This is a genomic window from Chloroflexota bacterium, assembly GCA_026710945.1.
Lineage (GTDB): Bacteria > Chloroflexota > UBA11872 > VXOZ01 > VXOZ01 > VXOZ01.
The window spans coordinates 31,662-56,929 of record JAPOQA010000067.1; the positions used below are offsets into that span (position 1 = coordinate 31,662).

General features: G+C 59.1%; 22 protein-coding genes. 11 read left to right on the plus strand and 11 right to left on the minus strand.

The annotated features are described in order from the left end of the window. Positions 1–101 precede the first annotated feature (101 nt). Positions 102–3,224 (minus strand): YfhO family protein, encoded by a 3,123-nt coding sequence (locus OXE05_13730; GenBank protein ID MCY4438375.1) that lies wholly within the window; start codon positions 3,222–3,224, stop codon positions 102–104. Between the two features lie 283 nt (positions 3,225–3,507). After that, positions 3,508–4,128, minus strand: coding sequence for a response regulator (locus tag OXE05_13735; protein MCY4438376.1), 621 nt, complete (start codon positions 4,126–4,128; stop codon positions 3,508–3,510). A gap of 318 nt (positions 4,129–4,446) precedes the next feature. On the opposite strand from OXE05_13735, the gene dprA reads away from it, so the two are divergent. The 4 genes from dprA to OXE05_13755 all read left to right on the plus strand — a co-directional run bounded on the left by dprA (position 4,447) and on the right by OXE05_13755 (position 7,703). Next, the gene (dprA, locus tag OXE05_13740) at positions 4,447–5,547 is read left to right on the plus strand and encodes a DNA-processing protein DprA (GenBank protein ID MCY4438377.1); all 1,101 of its coding nucleotides are present in this window, start codon (positions 4,447–4,449) and stop codon (positions 5,545–5,547) included. Between the two features lie 3 nt (positions 5,548–5,550). Beyond that, positions 5,551–5,862, plus strand: coding sequence for a hypothetical protein (locus tag OXE05_13745; GenBank protein MCY4438378.1), 312 nt, complete (start codon positions 5,551–5,553; stop codon positions 5,860–5,862). A 132-nt stretch (positions 5,863–5,994) separates the two neighbouring features. Next, complete coding sequence (locus OXE05_13750; GenBank protein MCY4438379.1) at positions 5,995–6,243, plus strand: hypothetical protein; 249 nt, start codon at positions 5,995–5,997, stop codon at positions 6,241–6,243. 452 nt (positions 6,244–6,695) lie between these two features. Further along, entirely contained in the window at positions 6,696–7,703 is a 1,008-nt protein-coding gene (locus OXE05_13755) for a zinc-binding alcohol dehydrogenase (GenBank protein ID MCY4438380.1), read from the plus strand. A gap of 30 nt (positions 7,704–7,733) precedes the next feature. On the opposite strand, the gene OXE05_13760 is transcribed toward OXE05_13755, so the two are convergent. Together OXE05_13760 and proB are read right to left on the minus strand one after the other, a co-directional pair. Beyond that, positions 7,734–8,741, minus strand: coding sequence for a zinc-binding alcohol dehydrogenase (locus tag OXE05_13760; protein ID MCY4438381.1), 1,008 nt, complete (start codon positions 8,739–8,741; stop codon positions 7,734–7,736). A 140-nt stretch (positions 8,742–8,881) separates the two neighbouring features. Next, a complete protein-coding gene (gene proB, locus OXE05_13765) occupies positions 8,882–9,994 on the minus strand; it encodes a glutamate 5-kinase (GenBank protein MCY4438382.1) in 1,113 nt (370 codons plus the stop codon). Between the two features lie 173 nt (positions 9,995–10,167). On the opposite strand from proB, the gene OXE05_13770 reads away from it, so the two are divergent. Then, positions 10,168–10,860 (plus strand): glycerol-3-phosphate acyltransferase, encoded by a 693-nt coding sequence (locus OXE05_13770; protein MCY4438383.1) that lies wholly within the window; start codon positions 10,168–10,170, stop codon positions 10,858–10,860. 24 nt (positions 10,861–10,884) lie between these two features. Here OXE05_13770 and ggt read toward each other — a convergent pair whose 3' ends face one another. Together ggt and OXE05_13780 are read right to left on the minus strand one after the other, a co-directional pair. Next, entirely contained in the window at positions 10,885–12,606 is a 1,722-nt protein-coding gene (gene ggt / locus OXE05_13775) for a gamma-glutamyltransferase (protein ID MCY4438384.1), read from the minus strand. Between the two features lie 231 nt (positions 12,607–12,837). Further along, positions 12,838–13,125: a hypothetical protein gene (locus OXE05_13780; protein MCY4438385.1), complete on the minus strand. Its 288-nt coding sequence runs from the start codon at positions 13,123–13,125 to the stop codon at positions 12,838–12,840. A 268-nt stretch (positions 13,126–13,393) separates the two neighbouring features. On the opposite strand from OXE05_13780, the gene OXE05_13785 reads away from it, so the two are divergent. Continuing rightward, the gene (locus OXE05_13785) at positions 13,394–14,173 is read left to right on the plus strand and encodes an enoyl-ACP reductase (GenBank protein ID MCY4438386.1); all 780 of its coding nucleotides are present in this window, start codon (positions 13,394–13,396) and stop codon (positions 14,171–14,173) included. 87 nt (positions 14,174–14,260) lie between these two features. On the opposite strand, the gene OXE05_13790 is transcribed toward OXE05_13785, so the two are convergent. The 3 genes from OXE05_13790 to OXE05_13800 form a co-directional block, all read right to left on the minus strand. Continuing rightward, positions 14,261–14,653: a hypothetical protein gene (locus OXE05_13790; protein MCY4438387.1), complete on the minus strand. Its 393-nt coding sequence runs from the start codon at positions 14,651–14,653 to the stop codon at positions 14,261–14,263. A gap of 146 nt (positions 14,654–14,799) precedes the next feature. After that, positions 14,800–15,357 carry a YIP1 family protein gene (locus OXE05_13795; protein ID MCY4438388.1) on the minus strand — a complete coding sequence of 186 codons (558 nt, stop codon included), beginning with the start codon at positions 15,355–15,357 and terminating at the stop codon, positions 14,800–14,802. Positions 15,358–15,608: 251 nt separating this feature from the next. Next, positions 15,609–16,193 (minus strand): YIP1 family protein, encoded by a 585-nt coding sequence (locus OXE05_13800; protein MCY4438389.1) that lies wholly within the window; start codon positions 16,191–16,193, stop codon positions 15,609–15,611. Positions 16,194–16,672: 479 nt separating this feature from the next. Between OXE05_13800 and OXE05_13805 the strand changes: the two genes are divergently transcribed. From OXE05_13805 to OXE05_13825, 5 genes are all read left to right on the plus strand, one after another. Beyond that, entirely contained in the window at positions 16,673–17,512 is an 840-nt protein-coding gene (locus tag OXE05_13805; GenBank protein MCY4438390.1) for a phytanoyl-CoA dioxygenase family protein, read from the plus strand. Between the two features lie 241 nt (positions 17,513–17,753). Further along, positions 17,754–18,524 (plus strand): sugar phosphate isomerase/epimerase, encoded by a 771-nt coding sequence (locus OXE05_13810; GenBank protein ID MCY4438391.1) that lies wholly within the window; start codon positions 17,754–17,756, stop codon positions 18,522–18,524. 221 nt (positions 18,525–18,745) lie between these two features. Next, a complete protein-coding gene (locus tag OXE05_13815; GenBank protein ID MCY4438392.1) occupies positions 18,746–19,585 on the plus strand; it encodes a mechanosensitive ion channel family protein in 840 nt (279 codons plus the stop codon). Next, positions 19,558–21,024, plus strand: coding sequence for an ATPase, T2SS/T4P/T4SS family (locus OXE05_13820; protein MCY4438393.1), 1,467 nt, complete (start codon positions 19,558–19,560; stop codon positions 21,022–21,024). The genes OXE05_13815 and OXE05_13820 overlap by 28 nt, the downstream gene beginning before the upstream one ends. Positions 21,025–21,181: 157 nt before the next feature. Then, on the plus strand, positions 21,182–22,495 hold the full coding sequence (locus OXE05_13825; protein ID MCY4438394.1) for an MFS transporter: 1,314 nt from the start codon (positions 21,182–21,184) through the stop codon (positions 22,493–22,495). Positions 22,496–22,718: 223 nt separating this feature from the next. Here OXE05_13825 and OXE05_13830 read toward each other — a convergent pair whose 3' ends face one another. Beyond that, positions 22,719–23,606: an aldo/keto reductase gene (locus tag OXE05_13830; protein MCY4438395.1), complete on the minus strand. Its 888-nt coding sequence runs from the start codon at positions 23,604–23,606 to the stop codon at positions 22,719–22,721. A gap of 496 nt (positions 23,607–24,102) precedes the next feature. Beyond that, complete coding sequence (locus OXE05_13835; protein MCY4438396.1) at positions 24,103–25,056, minus strand: hypothetical protein; 954 nt, start codon at positions 25,054–25,056, stop codon at positions 24,103–24,105. Positions 25,057–25,268: the final 212 nt, after the last annotated feature.

The window sequence follows — 25,268 nt, forward strand, 5'->3', positions numbered from 1 at the left end:
GTTTGCAAAGTATGCGAGTGAGTAGGCAGCAGAGGCGAAATACCGTTTGTCAGTATGGAGTACGTGAAAGCTCTATCGCCACCAAGCCGAAAGGATGTTCCTCACATCCAGCCTAGACGCCTGATGACAGAAGGCAGAAACCAGATAACGGCTAGCAGTGGCAGCGCGATGAGGGCGATCGCAATGCCGAGACGGAAGGCCACCGGCTGGTAGCGGAAGACGATCTCATGTGCGCCTGCAGGGACCAAGACTGCTTGGTAGTAGGCGTTCGCCCGCCAAATTTCAAGTGGTTGTCCGTCAAGCGTGGCTTCCCAGCCGGGGATAAAGGTCTCTGAAAACACGAGCATGCGTGGGGTTGGAGAGTCGTACCGCACGATTAGGTGTTCTGGTTGGGGTCGTACCGTTTCAAGTGTGACTGTTGCGGAATCCGCCCCAAGCACAACGTGTGTCATTTCCAATTCACGAGACTCAGAGCCGACGCCAAAGCGGGTTTCGTGATGGGGGAGCACAACGCCGAACGGCGGCCCGCCGCCCACGAGGTCCAGACGCTGGAGCCAATGCTTGAGTGGCCTCAGAAACCCGGTCAACGCATTGCGCGGCGGCAACTCGAGGAAGTCCGTCTCCCGTTCCAGGACAACGTCTTGTCCGACGCGGAATGCAGGGTTACCGAGAGCGATGCGAGCCAGATCGGTGCTCGCCGCAAGGTAGACTGTACTCGCTGCATACACGAGGCCAAGTGCATGATCGCGCTGGTAGAGCTTCACGTCTCCGCTGAATAGGAGCGACAATGGCTCGGTGGTGAGGATGAATGGTGCGTGAGCCTCGGGCCCAACTGCGCTCATGGCAACCAGATGCAGCGTGCCGTTGGCAGCTTGGTATTCTACAGCGGCTTCTTTGATGGATACGGTCTCGCCGAGATCTACGACTGCGTGATAATGGCGGCCTTGCGGGTTATCCCGCCAGGCGCCAGCAACCCGCACCTCTTGGTGCGCCGGAGTTGATTTTTCAAACTCGCCCTCGGCGGTATGCACGCCGGCCTGCAAGGGTCGTTCGATAACCCGGTTATCAGTGGTTGTGATACGGAGCGTGGCGACTGCCTGCCCCTGTGGGAGAGTGGCCGCATCGGTAAGGTACGAGATGATCCCGATGCGGTCGGCGGCAACTTGCGGCACACTGGCAAGGGTAACCGCCGGGCTTTCCGCGTTGACGGCTTGCGTAAAGGTTGTGTCGTAGTACACGTCGTCAACCCACGGGTCGCGTATCTTGTCATCGAGCAGATAGGCAACGCCAAAGAGGTCGAGGATGCGAGGCGGCGGCACGGCTTTGAGCTGGTCGCGGAGGATTGCGTCCGGTAGCGCCGACGCGCCGGGCTGCAGCACCTCCTTCATGCGCACGTAGCCATCCAGAGGCAGCACACCGCCGTCGTAGCCGTCTATGGTCGCGATTTGGAAACCTTGCGGCACGTTCGGGGTCATGACTTCAAAGTATTTCTGCGTGACGAGCAGATTGTACGTGCTGCCGTCTCCCAAGTGAGCGAACTGCTCCCGCAGTTGCGGTTCTACGCCGGGAGCGTAGGCAGTACCGGCAAGACTGAGGATGCGCCCGCCCTGATACACGTCGCGCAGTGTAGCAGTTACAGGTCCCGGGTCGGTATAGGCGATGGGAGGCGGCGCTTGGTTGTACTCCAGATGTCGCGAGGCCCAGAAGAGCTCCAACGCCAAGAAAAGCGGCAAGAGTAAGAGAAGGGACGGAACGCGCAGCACGACGAGAATAAGCCCAACGCTCGCAATCGCAAAACCGAGCCAAATGAGGGGCAGTTCAGATGAGAATGATTGCTGGAGCGGCGCGAGCGCAGCGAGAACCAACGCTAAGAGGACAACTCCCACCCCAAATCGCAGAATCGTTTGGCGTGGTCTCCCATGATTGCGGGCAGTGTTGGCTAACCAGTCAATACCAATGCCGACAAGCACACTGGCGCTGAACGTGTAGAGCAACAGCCAACGGGCGGGGACTCGAAAGAGGTCTAATCCCGGCAGGACCTCAAAGAGGGCCGGATAGACCGGATTATACTTGCCAAGTGCCAGGAAAAGGCCTACGAAGGCAAGGCCGGCAAAGCCCCACGTGGCAGGCCGGCGGTAAGCTGCGACCAATGCAAGCAGCGCCAGTGCAATGGCGAGGATGCCGATAAAGCCGAAGAACTCATCCGTGCTTACGAAACCGTCCGGAGTGGGCAGCATGCCGGCGAGAAACTCACGTGGGGACAGCGAGAATGAAGAGGCTTCGTCATAGCTCAGGCCCCCCTGACGGATGGAGTGGCGGGTGAGCTGGAGCATGGGCAGCACTTGCGGAGCGGTAAGCGCCGCCGTGCTCGCGAACGCGCCGCCAAGCAGGACCAGAGCTACGACGGGGCGCCATAGAATTTGCGTGTACCGGTCCCGCAGGTAGGTGAACCAAGGAGGCGCTGGCGGCAGTCCCAACGTAGGCGCGCTCTGCTCCGTGACAGGCCCCTCCGCTGTCGTAAGAAAGGCGGGTCGATTAGCAGTGACGCCGAGCAAGTCCCACGCGGTATGTCCCAGCCAAGAGAACATCACCGCGACCAGGGTCATGTATGAAGGTTGAGCATGTCCGGCAAGGAACTGCACCGCAAGGAGGAAGCTTAGCGCTACCGCCCACCGCACGCTGCGCCCGCGATACACGTAGTGCGCGGCGAGGAGGGCCCACGGCAACCACACTGCGGCGTTCACTTGATTGACGTGCCCGACCTGAGCGCCTAAGAACCCACTTAGACCAAACGTTATGGCAGCCCCTATCGCCGCAGGCCAGACGAGGTTCGTGGTCATTCGGGTGAAAACGTAAACTCCTAGGGCGCCCCAAAGCAGGTGCAGCGCGATGGAGAGTGCCAGACCCGTCTCGGCAGAAAAGAAGAGGTAGAGTAGATTCGGTGGGTAGAACACCGCAGTCTGTTGGTTGGCAAGGAATGGGGCGCCCTGGAAAAGATAGGGATTCCACAACGGCAGGTTGCCTTGCCGCAGCGCTGCCGCAGCGTATTGGCGGTACGGGTAGAAATACGTCGACAGATCGTAGCCCGCGAGCACCCGGTCGGTGAGAAGCGCTTTCCAAAAGAAGGCGGTTACAAGCGCCGCAAGGAGAAAGGTAGCACCCAGCCATGGCCCATGACGTCGGAGGAATGCATTGGAGGAAAGTGCTTGAGACGAAGATGTCATATGTGAAGATTGTGCCCGATTCGCTCCCTGCTGCTTGTGTTAAATGATAGGAGAGGATTGGCGCGTGAGCAAATGAGCGTGGCTCTTTTGGGGTAACGCATATGACGATGAAGATTGATCTAATTCCTGGGACACTCATCTTCCCAGGGCCACAGGCATGCTCATTGGGTATATTGGCAGCGTCTCGGCGGAACTGCCAATATAAGAAGTCGGTTTCGCCAGAGCGGTGGAAACAAGATTAGGTGCGGTACACAGTGGTGGGTAATGCCGGCGTACCGTGTGGTTACGTGATCTCGTTCGCCAGGATTATGGCCTCGGCAATTTCTCTCATCGGTTTGCGGCGGTCCATAGCAAGCTTTTGGATGCGGCGGAAGGCTGCGCCTTCGGAGAGGCCTTGCGCATCCATCAGCATCCCTTTTGCCCGCTCTACCAGTCGCCGCGTTGCCAGCGTCTCCTTAAGGTCCACGTTTTCCAGCTCGATTGCCTTCAACTCCGCGAAGCGGGCAATGGCGACTTCGAGTGTCGGCACGAGGTCGGCTTCACGGAACGGTTTGGAGATGTAGCCTAGCACGCCTGCCTCTCGTGCATCCTCGACGAGTCCGCGCTCACTGAAGGCCGTGAGGAGCACTATCGGCGCAATCCGCTCTTCCAAGAGGACGCGCGCAGCAGTTATGCCATCCATCTTTGGCATCTTGATGTCCATGAGCACCAGGTCAGGCCGCAAGCGCCGCGTCAGGGACACTGCCATGTGCCCATCTGCCGCTTCGCCAACTACCGTGTAACCCAGGTCGGTCAGCCGCTCTCGTAAGTCCAAGCGGATGATCGACTCATCATCCACGACAAGTATCCGCGTTTGCGGGGTCTCTTGTTCAGTTGCAGTGATCTCTGCACTTTCGATATTCATAGTTTCGATGATCCAAAGAGGTGCATGTAGCGGACGTGACTTGGGAGAAAATACTAGGCTTTCAAGAGTGGTATTGAATTCAAGAATGAGGTCCAAGCCGGCCGATTTTGCTTCGATTGGTCTCAGACCAGCCTTGCTGTACATGATACACTACCTACCGACGGAGAAGAACGATTCCTTGCTTTCTCCTACGCTGGTTGCGCGACTTTCACGCACGCACTTTGCATGCGTGGGTGAAGCAGTTGTGACTAGCGCCTCAGCAATTCTCGTGCGAGACGGCAGTCTCTCCACGCACTGGCCGCATGTGGAGCACCATTCATGACGCCTGATGAAGATCGTGCATTCTATGTAGCGCTGAGTATGGCGCCGGATATTGGGCCGGGTCGGATGCACCGCCTCTTGCGGCACTTTGGCACAATGGGCGCGGCTTGGAGCGCTTCTCCTGCCGCATGGCGGGATGCCGGCCTGGAGCCGGCCGTTGCCGCCAACCTGGAACGCGCGCGCGGCAAGATTGACCCGACGAAGGAACTGGCCCGGCTTGCGAAAGCGCAGATTGAGGCGCTGACGTGGGCCGATGCCGCATTTCCTCCGCTCCTCAGGCAGATTCCCAGTCCTCCCATTTGCCTTTACGTACGTGGCAGTGTGGCGGCGAGCGACGCGTTGGGCGTGGCAATAGTGGGTACGCGCAATGCAACTTCCTATGGGCGCAGTGTCACCCGCCGCTTAGCTACAGACCTCGCCGCCAATGGCGTGACGGTGGTTAGCGGGTTGGCTCGCGGCATAGACGCCGTGGCACATCGCGCTGCCCTCGAGTCCGGAGGGCGTACGCTCGCAGTCTTTGGTTGCGGACTGGACATCATCTACCCGGCCGAGCACCGGCGGCTGGCTGAGGAGATCGCGGTACAGGGGGCGCTCATTTCCGAATACCCATTGGGACGACAGCCTGCAGCGGATCAATTTCCCGTGCGCAATCGACTCATAAGCGGTCTTTCGCTTGGCGTTGTAATCACCGAGTCCCGCGAACGGAGCGGCGCGCTCATTACTGCTGAATTTGCGGGCCAACAAGGGCGCGATGTCTTCGCGGTGCCCGGCAGCATCATGACGCGGTCCAGCGCTGGGCCGCACCGTTTAATCCAGGACGGCGCCAAGCTCGTCATGAACGTAGAAGACATTCTCGGCGAACTCAACATCCACATGACCGGGAGGCAGGCTGAACTGGCTACCGCTATCCCCATGAGTGCGGAAGAAGGGCGCATCTTTGAGGTGCTGGATGGCGATCCGGTGCACGTGGACGAAATCAGTGCCCAAACTGCTATCCCAGTGCAAGAGGTAAGCAGTTTGCTGACGCTGATGGAGGTGCGGGGCGTTGTTCATGCGGTTGGTGCCCTCACGTATGCGCGCGGCAGGCAAAGAGACTGACAGATGAGCCCGGATCCCCGCGTACTCTATGAACGGTTGGCGCAAGCAACTGCCGAAGAACAGGCTTTGGTGTTGAGTTTTCTTTTTGGTAAGCGCACCGTGGAAGGGGGGCGCGCTAATCCACAACTCGACCTCTTCCTGGGGGTGCTGCAGGTTGAATTGCCGGGCGCCATTGAACTGCTTGGCGACCTCCGCTTCCATCTGGGGGACAAGCTACATGGAGAGGTCTTGCAATGGGCGCAAGGTGAGACGGAGGCTGGCCCACTGTACGCACGTGTCTTGAGTAGATACCAGGCGCTATTCTGCGGTGGCTAGACCGACATATACTACCTGTCCTGGTTGGCTCACCTAACGCTTGAGGGTGTATCGAGATTGCACCCGCCGCAGTTGCGAGTAGCTAACTGACGTGCCATAATGGGTGCGAGCAAACACTATGCGAGGAATGCGATGCCAAAATTTGATATCTTCTTTCAGGTAGGGCCATTCATTGAATGGGGATACTCTTCCGCGCAGTTTTTGAGTGCTGTGGCGATCACCTCGAACTATGCGGTCTTTGGCGCGGTGATGCTGGGCACACTCGTCATCTTGCTTGCGGCGCTTGACTTCTGGGTTTTTCAATTTCGTCGCAAGAAGCTGTGGATCGATTGGGACAAGCCTGAGGAACCGTTCAAACCCCAACCCTACGACGGTCCCTAGTCGCCCCCCAGTAAAGGCTCTTGCCAAAGGAGCCCAGGAAGTCAGAGTCTACCGTTTCTGTTGCGGGCTGAGTTTGTTGTACTACGGGCGAGGCCTCTTCTTTCAGCATTGGTAGATTGCAAAGACAATCTCGTCTCGAGTCCTGCTTCGTTGCCGCCTTGATGAAGTCTTTCTGTCCCGATCCTATGCGATTGTCGGTAGCGCATCAAGGTCCCTTGCCTACGGTCCTGAGCATTGCCCGGTAGTTCATTGCGGCCCGTGATGCTACCATCCTCAAATGGGCAACCTAGAGGGTCTGCTGCATTAGAGTAATCTACTCTGCAATAGCTTTTTGCGCCCCTTCTTGAGTTCTTTTCGAAGCCAGTCAGCCTTGCACTTTCCCTGGAATAAGCGGGGATGAATTGGAATTCTCGCAGCCCACCGATCAGGTTCAAAGGAAGTGAGAGGGACACGTGAAGTCGAATAGCCGCCGGCTGGTGTTCCCGGGACCGCAAGAGGTCGCCTGGGAAGAGCATCACGTGCCGCTGCCCCAATGCGGTGAACTATCGATAGAGACCCGCCGTTCCTTGATCAGCATAGGCACCGAATTGGCTTTCTTCTCCGGTCGGCAATGGACGAATCCGGGGACGGGTATACTGCCGAAATATCCAACGTATGCCGGGTACTCTAATGCCGGTATCGTGGTAGCAACCGGCGAAGCTACGGCGCCGTGGAAAGTGGGCGACCGTATTGCCAGCGGCGCCCGTCACGCCACCCTTCAAGTTGTGCGCAATCTCGACGGGGCCGTTTCGATTCCCAAATCGGTTTCGGATGAAGAAGCAACGTTCTGCACATTGGGGGCTACCGTGCTCAACGCCTACCGTCGCGGGACGCCGCAGCTTGGCGAGTGCGCAGTAGTCGTGGGACAGGGAATCCTCGGCCAGCTCGCGGTCCAGTTTCTTCGTCTTGGGGGTTGCGAGCCGGTCATCGCCGTTGATCTTGAACCAAGTCGGCTAGCTCTTACTCAGAAGGTAGGGGCTGCTACCCATCTGCTAAATCCCAGTGTAGACGACGTGGTGGGAGTGGTTTACGACCTTACCGCAGGCCGCGGCGCCGATATCGTCTTCGAGGCAACCGGTCTTACTGAGACGTATGACCTGACGTTTGCTCTGACGAGGCCCCACGGACGGGTGGTAGGACTTGGCTCGCCGCGCTATCCCGCGCCGGTGGATATGCAGCAGGTGCACATCAAGCCTCTCCAGGTCATTGGCGCCATCGGCAATCACCCGAGCGGAGAGTCAAAGGAAAATCGCTGGACGCGCGGCGCTCACGCCGCTTACTTCATGGACCTTCTGGAGCATGACCGCGTCAACGTGCGTGACCTCATCACGCACCGGACCCCCGCGGCAGACGCCCCAAATCTATATCCGAAGCTACTCGCGGACCGTACGTCCTACCTTGGCGTAGTCTTGGAGTGGTAGCGAACCGACCCCTCCGGAGACGGTAAGCAGCTAGCGCCAGTCGAACAGCACTCCGAGAGAGTTCTCCCCGCCTGAGGCGAGCATGGCGTAAGTGGCGGCAGCATCTGTCGGCAACGCGACGTGGGTGATCAGGTGCTCAGCCTGTACGGCGCCACTTTCAAGCATGGTGAGATAGAGTTGGCGGTGGCGCTGCTGAGTCCACGGTGCCTGCGGTGTGGCCTCCGTCGGCGTCAGCGGTTGGAAGACGCCCATGAGCGTGAGGTCGCGCCGGAAGAAGTCTGCGTAGAGGTTCAGTTCCGCCTTGCCCATGGGGCCGCCAAGCATCACGATGATGCCGCGTGTCGCCGCCACACGCAGGCTTGTCGGCAGCGCGTCGGGCACCGGTGTGGCATCGTAGACCCGTTCGACGCCGTTGCCGCCGGTCACGTCCATGACGGCGGCGTACACATCTTCTTGGGCGGCGTTCAGGGCCAAATCGGCGCCGCTGCGCTGCGCTCGTTCCAGCCGGAAATCTGCCACGTCGGTCGCGATGACGGGCCGACACCCGGCCGCTTTCAAGAATTGGACAACCATCTGGCCGACAACACCCTGCCCGGCTACCAGAGCCGCCTGTCCGACTTCCGGCGGCGCGCGCCGCACACCCGCTAAGGCCACCTGCGCGAGTACCGCAAGCGCGGCGCCATCAGACGGTACATTGGGCGGTAGGCGATCGATCGCGTCCGTCTCTACCGTTCGCAGGTAGTGACTGGTGTGGTTCGCCATGGTGAGGACGCGCTCGCCCGGCTGGTACGCCGTCACATCCGCGCCGACTTCCGCCACGATTCCCACGTTCGCATATCCCGGCCGCACTGGGAACGGACGCTGCGGCACGCCGGAGTCGGCATACACATTCATATAGCGCTTGCGTTCAGTGCCCGCGCTAATGCAACTGTACTCGGACTGCACCAAGACTTGCCCAGGGCCCGGGGGCTCGATGGAGAAGTCTTCGAGTTCGGCTGCAAACTCATGTGGGAAGACGACGACTCTGCCAGTCGGCACGGGAAAACTCCTTCGCTGATTCAAAGGGTCTGGCTAGCAGATTTACACTGCTATATGACAAGACTCCTGCCCCCTGAAGTCTACCTATTATGAATCTGACCCTCGGCACGACAATGCGAGAGCAACTGGGATCCTCGTCACTACAGGAATACCATGTTGTTACGGTGCACGGCTTCATCGCCGAAAGATTCAGGTAAGAGTTTGGTGATTTCGCTCGACTTCCTCCCCATGATCTTCCGCAGTTCGTCGGAAGGATAGTTCACCAGGCCGCAGGCAAAAGCATCTCCGCCGTCGGCGCGAATTTCCACGGTATCCCCTCGACTAAATGTGCCCTCTACGGCGATTATGCCGGCAGGCAGGAGGCTGCGTCCGTTCTTCAAGAGCGCATTTGCCGCGCCGGCGTCGACGATGATGCGATGGCCGCGCGCGAGGTCCGAGGCCATCCAGGCATCGCGCAGACTCTTCGTGCGGCTGACCTTGCTCGCGAACCGCGTTCCTATCTCTTCCCCCGCGGCTACGGCCAGCATCGCGTCAGGAAGCGTGCCCCGGCAGATAACGACATCGGTGCCTGCAGCGGTAGCCATGCGGGCGGCTTTGATCTTGGTTGCCATACCGCCCACACTGCTGGCGGAACCGGCGCCGCCCGCCATAGCTTCGACTTCGCGGGTAATGCTTGCCACCATTGGCACATGGGTGGCGGACGTATCGCTGCGCGGGTCCGCTGTGTAGAGACCCTTGATGTCGGTCAAGATTGCAAGGAGATCGGCATCCACCAGATTTGCAACGAGGGCAGAGAGCGTATCATTGTCGCCGATCTGCTGGAGTTCGGCCACGGCAACTACATCGTTCTCGTTGCAGATCGGCAGCACGCCGGTTTCCAGTAGGCCGAGGAGCGTATTGCGCGCGTTCAGGTAGCCGTCGCGTTCCAATTCAGTCCGCGTAAAGAGAGCTTGGGCCACCGCTACGCCATAGGGGGCGAAGAGTTCCGCATACGTCCGCATGAGAAGCGGCTGACCGATGGCGGCCAGTATCTGCCGGACCGGAATGCCCTTGCCGCTGGGGGATGGCACACCGGCGTTTCTGCCGGCTGCTACGGCGCCAGAGGAGACGAGCACCACCTGTTTTCCTTGATCTCGCAGGAGGGCGATCTGGCGCGCATAGTCGGCCATGCGTTCACGGTTAAGTTGCATCCCAGCCTGCGTGAGCAAGTTTGTGCCAACTTTGATGACAATGCGATGCAGTGGTGAAGACATGTCTTGCTTGCCGTAAACTAAAGGGGAAACGGTGCCGCTACATCAACAGGATACCAAGCCCGCTATGTTGCAGGAAAGCGGCCTGTGTGGGCAAGATATCGCTAGCGTGGTAATCTCTGGCATAGACCGCGCGTGAAGCCGGCGACGGAGTGTGGGGGTTAGAGAAGTAGACTATGGCATTTCAAGTTATCGGTCTCATGCTTGCTGCCTACTTATTGGGTGCAGTTCCGTTTGTCTACCTGTTGGGGCGCATTGCCGGTGTAGACTTGCGGGATGAAGGCAGCCGTAATGTTGGTGGCACCAATTTGTGGCGCACAGTGGGGCCGTTCACGGGTATTCTCGGCGCGGTTCTGGATATTGGCAAAGGCGTGGCGCCAGTGCTTGTGGCGCGAGCGCTCGATCTCAATGACAGCGTGATTGGGCTGGCGGCAATTGCGGCAGTGGCCGGGCAGTGCTGGCCCGTCTTTCTCCGCTTTCAAGGAGGGCGCGGCATCTCAGTGGTGGCCGGCGTCGTGATTGCTCTATCGCCAATGACCTTCTTCTGGGCTGTCATGCCGGCTGGCGCCGGTCTTGCGGCACATGTAGTCATGGGACGCCGCAAGCAGCAGACTACGGCCGCAGTCCTAGGTAAAGAGAGCAAGGACAGTCGCACCGTACCCCTCTTCATGATGATCTCGATTGTAATCCTACCCTTCGCGGCCGTGGCGCTTGGTGATTCACCCGCCACGGTACTAACGTTTGCGGTGCTTTCTCTCATCCTTATATTTCGCCGTCTCACCGCCGGACTGCGCCAAGACCGCGGTTCTCCACTAGCGCTCTCTGCCCGCTTGCGCAACCGGTTTCTCTATGACCGCGCTCAGGCGTAAGGACAATTGAGGTTCTATCCCCCTCTAATATCCCATTGCTGCCGAGGTTGGGTAATACGGGTCGGCAGCGCCGATCAGTGACCCGTCTTGCCGCTGAATCGCGACTGGGCTCGCAAAGTAACGCGGCAGGAATGCTTCCTCCGCCACGATGATGTTGTGGCCCCTTTGCCTGAGTTCCGCGCAGACGGCAGGGTCAATGCGAATGCTCACAATTGGATTCAAGGTGCTGCAATCCATGCGCGGGGCGTTGATCGCGGCTTGAATGTCCAAATCGAAGTCGACTAAATTGATGGCAAGCTGAGCAACCGTGTTGATAATGCGCCGCCCGCCGGACGCGCCCAATGCTGCGAGTGCCTGGCCGTCACGCTCGAGGACGATCGGGCACATGTTGTTGAGCGGCTTCTTACCGCCTTCCGTCGAGTTGCTCGTGCCCGGCTCCGGGTTGTACCACATCATGCCGTTATTCATGAGTACGCCGGCGCCCGGCACGACCACCCGCGAACCCCACGCGGAGAGCAGCGTCTGCGTGAGTGCCACGGCGTTGCCCGCGCCGTCCATAGCGGCGAGATGCGTGGTCGATTCTGCAGACGAACTGGGCAGCGGGCTTGAATCCGCAGCCCCGCTGCCGGACTGATACTGCCACGGATCGCCATGCGTGCGCTCCGCTTGCGCCTTTTGAAGATCAATCGTCCGGGCCATGGCGGCGGCGTATTCCTTGGAGAGGAGGCCGTCCAGGGGCACCGGCACACGCGTCGGATCGGCCATGTAGGCAAAACGGTCGGCAAACGCCTGGCCGGAAGCTTCAATGAAAGCGTGCAGGTAGTCGGCTGAGTTGTGGCCTAATGCTCGGACGTCGAAGTTATCCAGGATGTTGAGAATCTCCATTACGGTGGGCGCGCCCGTGCCGCCCCGCATGCCGATGACGTTTGCATCGCGGTATGTGCCCAGGACTGACTGCGCATGGACTGTAGCCTCATACTGGGCAAAGTCTTCTGCGGAGAGGATCCCACCGTTTTCCTGAACGTGACGGGCAATCTGTTCCCCAACCCGTCCGCCGTAGAGCACCGAAGGGCCGTCCTCTGCAAGGGCGCGCAGCGTAACGCCTAGTTCCGGCTGACGCAGCATGCCCGCTGCTCCCGGCTCTGTAAGAAACGGCAGCCGATGCGGATAGCCGTTGCTAAGGAAGGTGTCGGCAGTGGCGGGAAACCGGTTGAGCAGGGCAAGGTCTTGCGCTTGCCACATGGTCTCGAACCACGATAGCGCAAAGCCCTCTTCAGCCAGGCGAATAGCCGGTGCTACGGCACTATCCAGACCGATTGTGCCGAATTCCTCCAGCGCTGCCGCCATGCCGGCCACCATACCCGGTATGGCAATCGACGAGTAGCCGTAGATGTTGGCATTGTCCTTGACCAAGCGCCAGCCAAACAGCTCGTTATCGTAGCCCTCTACCAACTCCCACATGTCCGGGGATGCCGCCTGAGGCGCTTGCATGGGAAAAGCCACGACTACACGCTGTTGTGATTCCTTTAGGAAGATGGACATATAGCCGCCTCCGCCGACGCCGCTCATGGGTGGCTCCACCACGCCGGCGGCGAAGGCCGTCGCGACTGCGGCGTCTACTGCGTTCCCGCCGGCTTGCAGCACTTCCAAACCGGCTTGAGCGGCGAGGCGGTGTTTCGCCGCCACCATGCCTGCGGGCGCCGTGGCTGCTTGCACGTGTGCTTCCCATTGCGTTTCCGTGGTCATGCTTTTCTCCCATCGCTCACGACGATTGTGTTCTGCTTGCAGTTCACCAGTGGAAAAGACCTGTGCGCCAATAGATTCTCGTGGCACACTTGCCAGACAGCGCGCAGCCTAGAGAACCGGTACGGGAGCATCAAGTCTCCGCCGCCCTAGAGTGGCTGTACAGGCGCTTGCGCCGGATCCATTAAGTACAAGGTTTGTGACGTGGTTGCAGACTGCTCTCTCCAGAGTTGGTTAGCCAATCCCAATGTTTACGTAGCCAAGTTCCCGCAGGATATATACTCCCGCGGCGGCGGCAATCGCGAGAAAGGCGAGTATCTGCACTAGTCTCACGATCGGTCGCAGCAGGGCGCTTACTATGTGCGAGATGATCGAGAAGACCACCAGGACGCCAATCGCGAGGATGACCCAAATGCCCCAGTCGGGAACTTGATCCAACTCCGCCGGTCCAATGCTCCGCAACCACTGCGTGGCAGTGTCAAGCACCTCTTCGACGGCAGGCAGCCAATTCTCCGTATCCATGCTCTCATCCTTTCTTGCGACCGCTTCACTTCATTGTCGAAGCGGCTCTGCCACTCTGTCAACACATAGGCCAGGTAGCGGTCGGTGGCATAGCATAGCCCGCGTACCGAGGGCTGCATTGGGGTATCATGAAGTTCGGCTGATGATTAGTTAACGGTGAAAGAGGCAAGGTCAGTCATAGCGAGTGGTTCGTGTTTGCAGGTGTAGATTTGAGCGGCCTTGGAATCGAGCAGACGGCAATGAGAGCTTCACTTTAGGGAGTAATGGAATGTACACGATTGACTTGCGCGGCAAGCATGCACTTGTCATGGGAGTAGCCAACAAAGAGAGCGCGGCCTGGGCCATCGTGCAGGCGCTGGCCGGCGCCGGGGCGCGCATTGCTTTAAACTACCAAGTGGAACGCTTGGCCACGCGCGTGCAGGACCTCGCCGCTACACTTGATAACCCGTTGGTAGCGCCCTGCGACGTGACGCATCCTGACGAGGTTGAGGCGCTCTTTGCGCTCGTCGAGCAAGAGTTCGGCTCGCTGGATATTCTGGTGCACAGTCTTGCGTTCGCCAACCGGGACGAATTCGCGAAAGAGTTTGTGGATACGTCCCGCGACGGTTTTCTGCAGGCGATAGAAATCAGCGCACACTCATTGATTACGCTTTCGCGAGCCGCGCTGCCGCTCATGCAGAAGGCCGGTGGCGGCAGCATTATGGCGCTGACGTATCTGGGCGGCGAGCGTGTGGTGGCGGGCTATAAGCTCATGGGCCCGGCCAAGGCCACGCTAGATGCCAACATGCGCTACCTGGCCGAGAATCTCGGGCCCCATAACATTCGGGTGAACGCCATCTCCGCCGGCGCCATGCGCACCCTCTCTTTGGCAGGCATTCCCGGCGGGCGCAACTTCCTGCTCGATTTGCCGGAGCGTACGCCTCTGCGCCGCAACATCACCCAAGCGGAAGTCGGCGATACCGCTCTCTACCTGGCCTCCTCACTATCGTCCGGCGTTACCGGCGAGACCATCCACGTGGACGCGGGCTACCACATCATCGGTCTATAAGCTGTATCTGCAAGTGATCGCTTTGGAAACCCGCTCACAGCCTATGTACCGAGCCGTGCAGACGGGGCTATCGGGACAGTCTCACGGTCACTCGCCGCCTAAATCACGTTCGAGCTTTTCGATCTTGCGATCAGAAACTGTGATGGAAACTTCGTGAGCGAGGGTAGCCGCTTCCCTGCGGTACTTACGAGGAATCTTCAACCGGACTCTGCCCTGTTTGGCGTTGGGAACATCTTCCACGAGCTCCATACTATTCATCTGGATAGCGATGTCTGTTCTCAGGAAGTTTGTCCGGAACTCAACGTCATCAATCTGCTCGAAGGGCAGAACGACCTTCTTTAAATCTGATTTGAAAGCGCCGGTAAAGATATCCTTGATCTGATACTCGAGCACTATGGCATTGGAAGTGAGGACCAGGAGGCCTTCGGCTTCCGCAAGCCCTTCATAGACTTCAGGGAAATGGAACGGAAGAGAACTCATTGACTCTAGCGACTACCCACAGATTCTATTGCTGTATCCGACTCAAGTGTAAATTATTCAGGGAATTGGCCCGAAACAGCCAGGCTCTACGCTTTACCGCATCTAGCCAGTCACGACTCTGAGACTAAAAGGACGCCGCCAAACTGCTACGCTGTTGGAGCTGGAACGCCGATGCCAAACACAGAAGCTACTATGGTGACTAGGATTGCCATCACAACCCAACCGATGATTGCCGTTAGGATAGCCTTGCCGGTACCCACGTCGAGGGCTTGACGGATAGCGATGAGGCCGGCGAGGAGAACCCAGATAAGCAGGGCGAGCCGCAGCAAGCCGCCGATCAAGGGGATAGCTCCCAGCACGCCCATGAAGACTAGGAGCACGTTTGGCGACTGGGCAAAGCCGAGCGTGCGCAGCATCTCCCCGTATGTGGCCGTGCCGCCAAGCAATTTGGCGCCAATGATGTAGGTAACGAGGGCCCAGGTCAGCCAGCCGAGTACTGCGACAAGAATGCCGCCCACGAGGCCTGATACGGCATCGATTGGATTCAAGGTTAGGAGTTTCCATAACGCGCCACCGATACCGCTGGCAAGAGCGACGATGAGTACCACTTGCACAGCTTGACTGGTAGCGTTGCGGTCGTGCTCCACCTCCTCATACAGCCGAGGATCGAGCATGGCAGCTCGAATCATGCGGTTAACGAGCATGGCTTCTTCCTTTCTTTGTGCTTCTCAGACGAATGTGGATGCTCCACCACCCAGAACTGGAAATTAGAACTCCAGTTATTGCCAAATTCTAGCATATTGAATTAGAACCTGCAAGCTTAGTATGCGAATTATTGAATCCTAGCGGATTTCCTCCCCGGTCATGGGACAATGCCGTGCGAGAATCTCCCGGCTGCAACCTACGCCGGTCGCGCGCCGCCCATTGTCGTCAATTGAGCGCTACGCAAGTTCCTTCACACGTTATCGATTTGGAAGTTCTCAGGAAAGAGCGCAAACGATACGGCTGAGAATATTACGATCATGGCGACTGCAATGGAAACCGTAATGATCGTGGCCTTGCCGGTACTAATCCCCAGGGTCTGTCGCGTTGCGATGACGTCTACTATGAGGACCCAAAGTGCCGCCGCAAGCCCCAAGAGACCGCCCAGGACTGCCCCGGCAGCCGGAATGAAGACCAATGGCACGGAGAGTATGGAAATGACCGACGGCGATTGGGCAAAACCAATCGCGCGGAGCATTTGCAGGTAGCTGGCTGTGCCGCCAAAGACACCGGTTCCCAGCAGGTAGGCAAGGAACGCCCACAGCAGCCAGCCAAGGACTGCAGTGGCAACAGATGTGGCTATGTTGGTGGAAACACTATCCTCTACCCCAGACTCCGCCGGGGTATTGAGCAACTGCACGAGACTGCTGATGACGCCGATAACACCAACGATGATAACGACCTGCACTGCTTGGGTCAATGCATTGCGGTCTTCTTTGATCTCGTCGAACACCAGCGGATCGAGCATGGCGGCACGGAACATGCGGTCGGCAAGCATGGCAGATCCTTCTTCGTCCTTACTCCGGGAACCGTTTATGTCGCGCTGCGATTGCTCCACGAGAACACAGAAAACGACGTGCGACCGATTAGCGGGAACTTGCGCTCCGCCTGGTGGCAGGAATGTCTTCTTAGCTAAGCTGGCACGACGATAGAAGACTGAATTGAACGCTCTCCACATGCGCCGGAAAGCCGGTCCCAATCAGGGAGCAGCGCAGAGGCGACACAGGTTGCACGGAAGGCAGGCTGGATGTGGATTTGCGCTTCTCGCGCTCTATATTGAAGCGGCTGCGCTTATTTGTCAATTGTTGGCCTGCAGGTACAATTCGAGTTGTGTATTGCCCACGCAATTTGTGATTGAATGCTTGCGCGCCTTGACAAGATGTTGGCGCCGCAGCAGCATAGCAACTAGCACGTTTCGACAGACGCGATTCGCTACTTTCGTATTCAATTCAGTCTAACCGAGAGGAGTCTGAAGTGATGAGTGTTGCCGTTGCAGAATCAGGAAAACTTTCCGTAGACGATGTGGAATTCTTTAACGAACACGGCTACCTGCGGCTGAAGCAGGTCTTCAGTCCGGACGAAGTCGGGGCGCTCAGCGAGGAGCTCGACCACATTATCCAGTACTTTGCCACCCACGGCAAAGGCTGGAGCGGCCCGTGGCGCAAGCAACTGATGGAAGAGGACGCGGACGCCAAGAGCCTCTTGGTGACCATCCACGAGCTGCAGAGCTACAGCGAGGCCTGGGCGCGGGCGTTCGTGCAGGAGCGGTTGGTGCAGTCAATCGCCGACATCATCGGGCCGGACCTGGAGTTCCACCACAGCACGCTCCACGCCAAAGGCCCGGACACCGGCACGCCCTTCCCCATGCACCAGGACTACCCCTTCTATCCCCACCAGGACGGGCGCTACATCGATGCCATCGTGCACGTGGACGGCGCCGACGAGACCAGCGGCTGCTTGAAGTTCCTGGAAGGCAGCCACAAGCTGGGGCCGTTGGAGCACAGCCGCGAGGGCTCGCCGCACCTCGATCAGAACGTGTACCGCCTGCAAGATGCCGTCTCCGTGCCGGCAGACCCGGGCGACGTGGTGCTCTTCAGCATCTGGACCATCCACGGCTCCGCGCTGAACGAGCAGCCCCGCTGGCGGCGCGTGGTGCGCTTCGGCTACCGCAACCCGCGCAACCTCCAGGTGAGCGGCCAGGCCATGGGCCGCCCCGGCATCATGGTGCGCAGCGTCCGCCCCAAGCTGGAAAACCAGACCATCGAGGTCTACGGCAACTGGGGCCCGCAAGCCGTCGCGCCAAGAGACGACGACTAAAAGCAATCTCATAAATCGGTTCGATAGCCGATTCGTGCTGAGTGTTGCGCGAAGTCCTTGTCGAAGCACGAACGGATTCTTGCCGTTCCGTTCGTCCTGAGCCTGTCGAAGGGCGGTTCTAACAGAGCGATGCATCAATGAGATAAGCTCTAATTATTGGCTACTTGCGCTGGTGCAAAGGCGCGTTGCGCATGCGCCCTGGTTCAGTCTGACATTGAGTATTCTTGCAGTTGGAGGCACTATGATACGCTTTGGCTATCGCACACCGGGGTTGAAGGCGTTTTCGTTTCGGCAAAAGGTACAGCTTGCGTCGGCACTAGATTTGCCTGCTATCGAGGTGGCGCGGACGGAGTTTGCGTCGTTGGCGGACTGCAATGAACTGAAGGAGGCGTGCGCCGCATTGGGTGTAGAGGTGACATCCATGGGTGGCGCAATGGGCCTTTGTGACCCGACTCTCCGGGAAGAGGTCCTGGAACAGCTCGACTTCGCGCTCGACGCGTGCGAGGTGTTGGACGTGGACATCTTCTTCACCCGCGTCATGTCGCAGGCGCCGGGCGTGCCCCAGGCCGATACGTGGGAGGCGTGCGCGGACATCACGCGTGCGGTCTGCGAGCGGTCTGCGGAGCGCGGCATCCGCTTTGCGCTGGAGGCCGATCCGCCGTGTTTCGTGCACACGTTGGAGCGGGTCGAGCGACTCATGGAACTGGTCGACCACCCGAACTTCTGGCTGAACTACGATCCCACCAACTACTACGTTGTCGGCAGCGATCCGCTGCTGGTTATCGAGCGTTACGCCGACCGCATCATCAACGGCCACGTGAAGGACGCCGTCTACCGCACCGACGCGAAGGAAGAGCGTCCAGTGGGTGAGGGCGAGGTGCCGTACGCGGAGATCTTTCGCGCGATGCTCGACCGGGGCCTCGACGTCGCCATGCACATTGAGCACTGCAACAGTGTTGAATGCGTGACCGAGGCGGCGGCCCACGTGAAGAAGGTGATGGCCACGCTGTAAACCTCGGCACGTGAAAGTCGCGTGTCCAATGGTCGCTTTGCTGTTTGAGTGAGTCCACCAAATGACTTGTGGCGTTTTCGCACACCTTTCCCGCCGGTTACATATCTGGAATCACGGTCCCTGCTTGGGCACCGGGTATACTAGAGTCCGAATCGTGGTCGGATGCACGCAGGCGTTTCCGCCAGCAACTCATCTGCGGACAGTATTTGGGAAATTGAGCTGTGACAATTCTCAATGAGTTTCTTCTCTACCTCCGAGACTACCTACCTTCATTGGTGGGGGCGTTGGTCATTGCCCTCGTTGGCTGGTTCGGCTCTTACTGGGTCAAGCGCAGCGTGGACGGTCTGGTTACTCGAGTGGGATGGGATGAGATCACGTGGGGCTATGTGAGCACGCTTGCCCGGTACTTCTTCCTGGCAATCATGCTTACGGCAGCGCTGAAGCAGATTGGGTTTCCCATTGAGTCGTTCCTGGTGTCGGTCGGCATTACCGGGATCATCATCGGCATGGGCGCTCGGCGGTCCATTGCGAATTACTTCGCCGGACTGATGATGCTGGGAGCCAAGCCCTTCGGCAAGGGCGACCTTATCGAGTTTGGTCCGCCGCAGCAAATCGGCTTCGTAACGCACGTGAACCTCAGCTACACTGGGCTGCTTACCCTGGATAATGCGCGCATCGTTGTGCCGAACGGTGTGCTTTGGCGAAATAAGATAATCAACCACTCGAGTTATGACATGCGCGTGCTGCAAATTCCCCTGGCCGCCTCCTACGAGGTGGACCTGGATTGGGTGAAAGACATCGCATTGGACAAGCTGCAGAACCACCCCGCAATCCTGGACGATCCGGCACCGCGTTTCAAGATGCTCGAGGTGTCGGCAGACGAAGAACGGGCCCAACTGCTTGGCTGGACAGCTTCGAAGTCCGTAAACCTTTACGGTGAACTCATCACCGAACTGCGCCAAGAGTTCGCCGACGCCGGCCTGACGGTAACGATACCAGCTAAAGATGTGAGCCTCACGGGCGAGGAATACCAATGGCTAAAGAGGTACAGCACTCCCTAGAGCACTCGACAGAGCAAACTGCTGCCAAGAGTCGGCGGGCAGCAGCAACTATGGGCGTTGAGAACGTAATGGCGCGGCTCTCACTGAGCCGTTCTCGCGTCTATCGCCTCATCAAAGATGGCGTGCTTAAGGCGAACAAGAGTGATGCGGTGCTGACGTTTCAGGAAGATGACGTTGCGGCGGCCGCCGGCGAGCTTGCGGGTAGGCGCCAGAATGCGGAAACCCTTGTCCGTATCTTCACGGATCGCCTTGCCGAGCATGGCATTGTCGATCTGCCCGAGATTGACATTGCAGACGACGAAGCCGGCTCAAAGGAAGCGGTGAAGAGGCTGTTGCTCGATTGCATGGCGGCGCAAGCGAGCGACTTCTATGTGAACCTGACAGCAAGCGGTGACAAGCTCTTAGTGCGCACTTTGGGTCGCATCCACGAAGTTGCGCGCGTGGAATGCGAGCTTGGTGACCGCCTGAAGACAGAACTCAAGGCGCTTGCATCACTCCCCAATGATGGCGCCGGCGTCTCCAGTGTAGCTATCTTCAGGCACGCGGACGAGAATTATTCGGCGCAGATACGACTGAGCGTCGTGCCAAGTCATGCCGGCGAACGGCTCCACCTCCAATTCTTCCATGTCGGTGCGGCGCAGACCCTTGCGGATATTGGCTATACAGCAGAGCAGTGCAAGGCCTTGCGCCGCTTGCTGGTGGGGAAGCCCGGCCTATTCGTGCTTACGGGTAGCCACTATCGCGTAGTGCAAGAGCATCGTCTGGCCCTGGCACAATACTTGGAATTACAGGGGAAGCTCGTGGCATCCATTGATGGATTTTCCAACTACCAGTCCGAAAACACCGTGCACATTAATAGCAGAGAGGCCGAAAACACTGACGATGCCGGCCCATGGCAGATGGCCATGGGCCTATGCCCGGATGTAATCTTGCTGGATGACGTCCAAGACTCCACTGAGATGGAATCTGTTGAGGCCGCGTTGTCCGCTGGCATTACAGTCTTCGTCCAGGTGCAGAGAGCTTCAATTCGAGCTGCCCTTGAATACCTTGCAGGGCTTGGCTTGGAGCAATGCGAACGCTCTCCTTATTTTCTTGCCGCCAGCGAGTTCATTGTCTTGCCAAGGTTATGTCCGGACTGCCGGGAGCCGCGTGCCATGGCATCAGACGAGGTTGAACTCCTGCGTGCCTCTGCCGGGGCGCAGCTTTACAGGGCGGCTGGTTGCAACAAGTGCGAAGGAGGATATCGGGGCAGCCGCACCGTCTGGGGACTGCTCTCCGGCGATAGTGCGCGCGATACAGGCTCGCACCCTGGAGACCCCCTACAGTCCAAGGAAGGTAGTAAAATTCCTCCGTGCGACACTCTACTGCCCACAGCACTGCGCAGCGCAGTACTGGCGGGGGAAGTGGCGTTCGAGCACGTCAACCTTCACCTCAAGTAGAAGGCCGAGCGGGCGCCGTTGCCAATTGTGCCTCGTCTGAGCAGCACTGCGACTAAGCGTATCGCCGCACTCGCGTGGTACCATACCCCCTGCACACGGCTGGAAAGCGCGCCGTTTTGAACGCGGCGCGATTTCGTTTGTAGAGGGCGGGAACCACGTGCAGACGACCCAAGACGCGATGGCGGTGACCGGCTATTTCCAGGCGTTGCGGCTCTTCAACCGCAACGTGCGGATCTTCATTCTCAGCGCGCTGCTCCTCGGGTTCGCCTTCTTCGGCATCTATGCCGTGCTCCTCAATCTCTACCTGCTCCGCCTCGGGTATGGGCCTACGGTCGTTGGGTTGATAAACGGCATGGGCTTTGTAGCGTACGCCGTGTTCAGCATACCGGCGGGCGCTTTAGGGGCGCGCTTTGGCACGCGGCGCATGCTGCAGGTGGGTTTCGTGCTCGCCGCCTTGGGCACGGGCTTGCTCCCCGCCGCGCAATTCCTGGAAGGTACTCTGCAGGTGGCGTGGATTGCCGTCACGTATACTGTCACCTCCATGGGGCTCGACGCCTATTTCGTGAACAGCAATCCGTTCATGCTGCAGTCCACGACTCCCCGCGAGCGCATGTACCTTTATTCTCTGCGGGTCGGCATGAGCCCTATAGCAGCTTTTGTCGGTGCTCTGGTCGGTGGCTTTCTGCCGGGGACGTTGGCGAGACTGCTGCCCATCACCGACACGGCCTCATTCGCGTTGGCGTTGCTGGTGGCGGCGGTCGCCTTGCTCGTCGGCGTCGTAGCGCTCTTAAATACCACCGCGACTGCGTCACTCACTCAAGACCCAGAGCCGCCAGTGCGCACGAGCAGGTCCGCGTCGGGTCTGCCGATTCTCATCATCACGATGATGGGCTTGGTCATCATGCTGCGTATCGCATCTGAGGGAGCCCAGCGCACGTTTTTCAACGTCTATCTAGATGAGATCTTGGCGATGCCCACGGCGCAGATCGGGATGTTGGCCGCGGTCGGGCAGCTTGTAGGCGGCTTTGCTGCTCTCATGTCACCCTTTCTTGCGCGGCGGTGGGGTCTTGAGCCAGTAATCGTGTGGGCTAGCCTGGGCATGGCGCTGAGCACCGTGGCATTTGCGCTCACCCCGCATTGGGCCGGCGCGGCGGTAGGCTACGCGGGGCTGGTCAGCTTTACGTACATTCAGCGCCCGTGCAGCTTGCGCCACACGATGGAAGTCGTGCCCGCGCGCTGGCGGGAGACTGCCGCCGGTGTCGCCAACATGGTGGCGGGAATCGGCTGGGGCACCATGGGGTTCGCCGGCGGCTACCTGGTAGGCATCTACGGCTATCAGAGCTTCTTTTTGGCGAGCGCGGCTCTGACCGGCGTTAGCGCTGTAATCTTCTTATGGTATTTTGGCTTGCCGAGCCGTGCTCAATCGAGAAGGCAGGGCGCCGGTGCGCGAGAGAATAACTCAAATGGGTGATAGGGCACTGTCATCCGCTCGCTCCTGAACCAAGTACGGGGCAGGCTCTGAGCTTGTCGAAGAGCCCGCTCGAGGGAGCAGGAATTGCGGTTCGCAACACCGTGCGTGCTTCGACACGGGTTTCGCAAGGCCCCCTCAGCACGATCGGTAGCCAACTAACTACGCATGGACCTTGGATGACGAACTACTGTTTATTGAATTCCGCGAAGGCGCAGAAATTCATTTACATTAGCTGCGACCAGTCTTGACCGTGTTCTCTAAATTGCTCTCTCAATGACGTTAGTACGGACGAGGGCAGCGGCCCGGCCGCGACCTGCTTGATATTGCTGCGCAATTGGTCAAGACTGTCGATGCCGACGATGGCCGTATCGATGTAGTCGAATGAGTGGCAGAAGCGTAGCGCCAGCGCCACACCGTCTGCCGGCGCGCCGTCCGGCAGCGTGAAGCGCTGCGCGCGCTGCCAGTAATCGTCGGCGTAGCTGTACGGTGAGGCAGGCCGGTTGAACGCGGCGTTGGCGATAGGGCGCTTGGCAATGATGCCCATGCCGGCGGCTTCAGCAGCGGGCAGAACCTCATCCAACCCACTCTGGTCGACCACATTGAACGACGTGAGCAGCGTGGCAAAGACGCCCATGCCGATGGCTTCCACCGCCACCTCGTTGTCGCCGCTAAAGCCGATGTAGCGGGTCTTGCCGGCTGCTTGGGCGTCCTGCAGGGCGCGCAGCACGTCCCCCTGGCGCAGCACGTCGCTCTCGCAGGTGTGGATGTGGACGAGGTCAAGGTAATCGGTCTGCATGCGGCGCAGGGATTGGTCAATGCCCTGTGTCACCGCTTCAGCCGTCCACTCCGGCGCGGTGATGTCACCGGCGACGTGCCCGCACTTGGTGGTGAGCCAGTACTCGTCGCGGCGGTGGCTGATGAATTTGCCGAGGGTCTCTTCGCTTGCACCGTAGCACTCCGCGGTGTCGATGTAGTTGACGCCGTTGTCCAGAAGCGTGTTCAGCAGTTCTTCGGCCTCTGCGGGTGAGCCGGTGTCTGTGGCGATACGAGCCGCGCCAAAGCCCAGCCAACTTACGTCCATATCGGTTTGGCCCAATCTGCGTCGTTCCATGCTCAAACTCCTACGTTGCATTGATGTATTAATCTGCCAGTGCCGTGTGACGTTGCCTTGCGGCGATCATACTGGGTACGCCTAATGCCCTCTTGGCTCCCTGCACTGCGAAATCTTGTCCGCTCAGTGGACGGTACGGCTGACAGGGGTATGTAAATGTCATTCCGAGCGCAGCGTCGAACAGGGTTCGCTGACTTCGTCAAAGACGCGGAATCTAAAGATGCTGGCTTTGCGGGGATGTGCTTTAGATTCCGCGCTCTGAGCGACACTCCGCTGCGCTCCGTTCGGAATGACATGTGAAGTCGATTATAGAATACATACCCCTGTCAGGTGGATGGCACGGAGAAGATCGACCCCAGCCACGGCTCGACGCGGTTCACGGCACGCCGTCCAGCGCGCTTGTCATGCCCAGCGGCTTAGGCTTTCTCGCCTTCAATGCAGGTAATGCTTCTTCCCTTGCGGCGACAGAACCGTGAGGCGATACGAGTTGTAATCCTTATACTCGTCCTTGAGAACGTTGAAGGGCCGACCCTAAGAAGCCGCAACGCTGCTCTGGCAGCCACCGCAGGGAATGCCTCTTCCCTTGCGGTGACAGAACCGTGACACTATACGAGGTGTAACACGCTAACTCGTCCTTGGGAACGTTGATGGGCCGGCCCCAGGTAGACGCAACGGTGTACTCCCAGCCACCGGTACGGAAGATGTAGACGGATTGGGAAACGAGTCCTGTGATGGCACTAGCCCAAATGAACCCGCGGCTCTCGCGTGCATTGGCCGCTTGCGCTATATTCTGAGCGGCGATGCTGCGCTCGCCACGCCACGTTGTCCAGGCGCTATCCTTGCTTGCGAGCGCGCGGGCAAGTTCCGCGAGGCTGCCTACACCCTCGCCCCAGAGTGTAGCTGCTGCCCTGACCTCCGCGAGGATCGGCCCTCGGTACGCCAACTCCGGTTCTTTGCCTGGGACACCAAAGGTGTAGACCAGCGTATCCTCGTCCTCGCGGTATACGGTCACCTGCTTACCGTTCTCCAACCGAAAACTGACGAGCACGTCCTGTTCCGCCACGATGGTCGATTCTGGACTGGGCGTGGGCAATGGCGTAGGTGTCGGAGTGGGCGTGCCGTCCGGAGCGTAGTCAGGTTCCCACGGGAAGCGCTCGGTATTGAGACGCCGCTCGAGTCCGTTCGGTCCGTTGATCCAGGTGCGGTAGCCGTTGGTGAAGGCGGTCCGGTTGTCGGCCTTGCGCCAGACCAGCAGGCCGCCCGTAGTTTGCTGATTGCTATCGCCAATGGCGTTGTAGCGCTCGTTCTCCAGACATGCGCCGACGATGTTGTGGCCGATGAGGTCGCGGAGTGTCGCAAAGCCGAGCACAAACCGGCACTCTGCCGCCGCGACGGAGGTCGGCAGAAGCAGGAACAGGGCAAAGGCGAGGAGCACAGCGAGACGTTTCATCAGTGTCTCTCTTTGCTCTTTAAAAGAAATCGGAGGTGGAGCGGTTGTTGTTCTATTCTACAGCACGATGGAAAACGCAGAGAACAGGCGCGGTTTGCACACCCGGACGCGCGGACGGGTGTAGCCAAGCATCTGGACTCGGTTGATGTTGCGTTGTCGGTGTACGAGCAAGTCGTAGCGCGGTGGCTTGTCCCCAATGGTGTCGCGTTAAC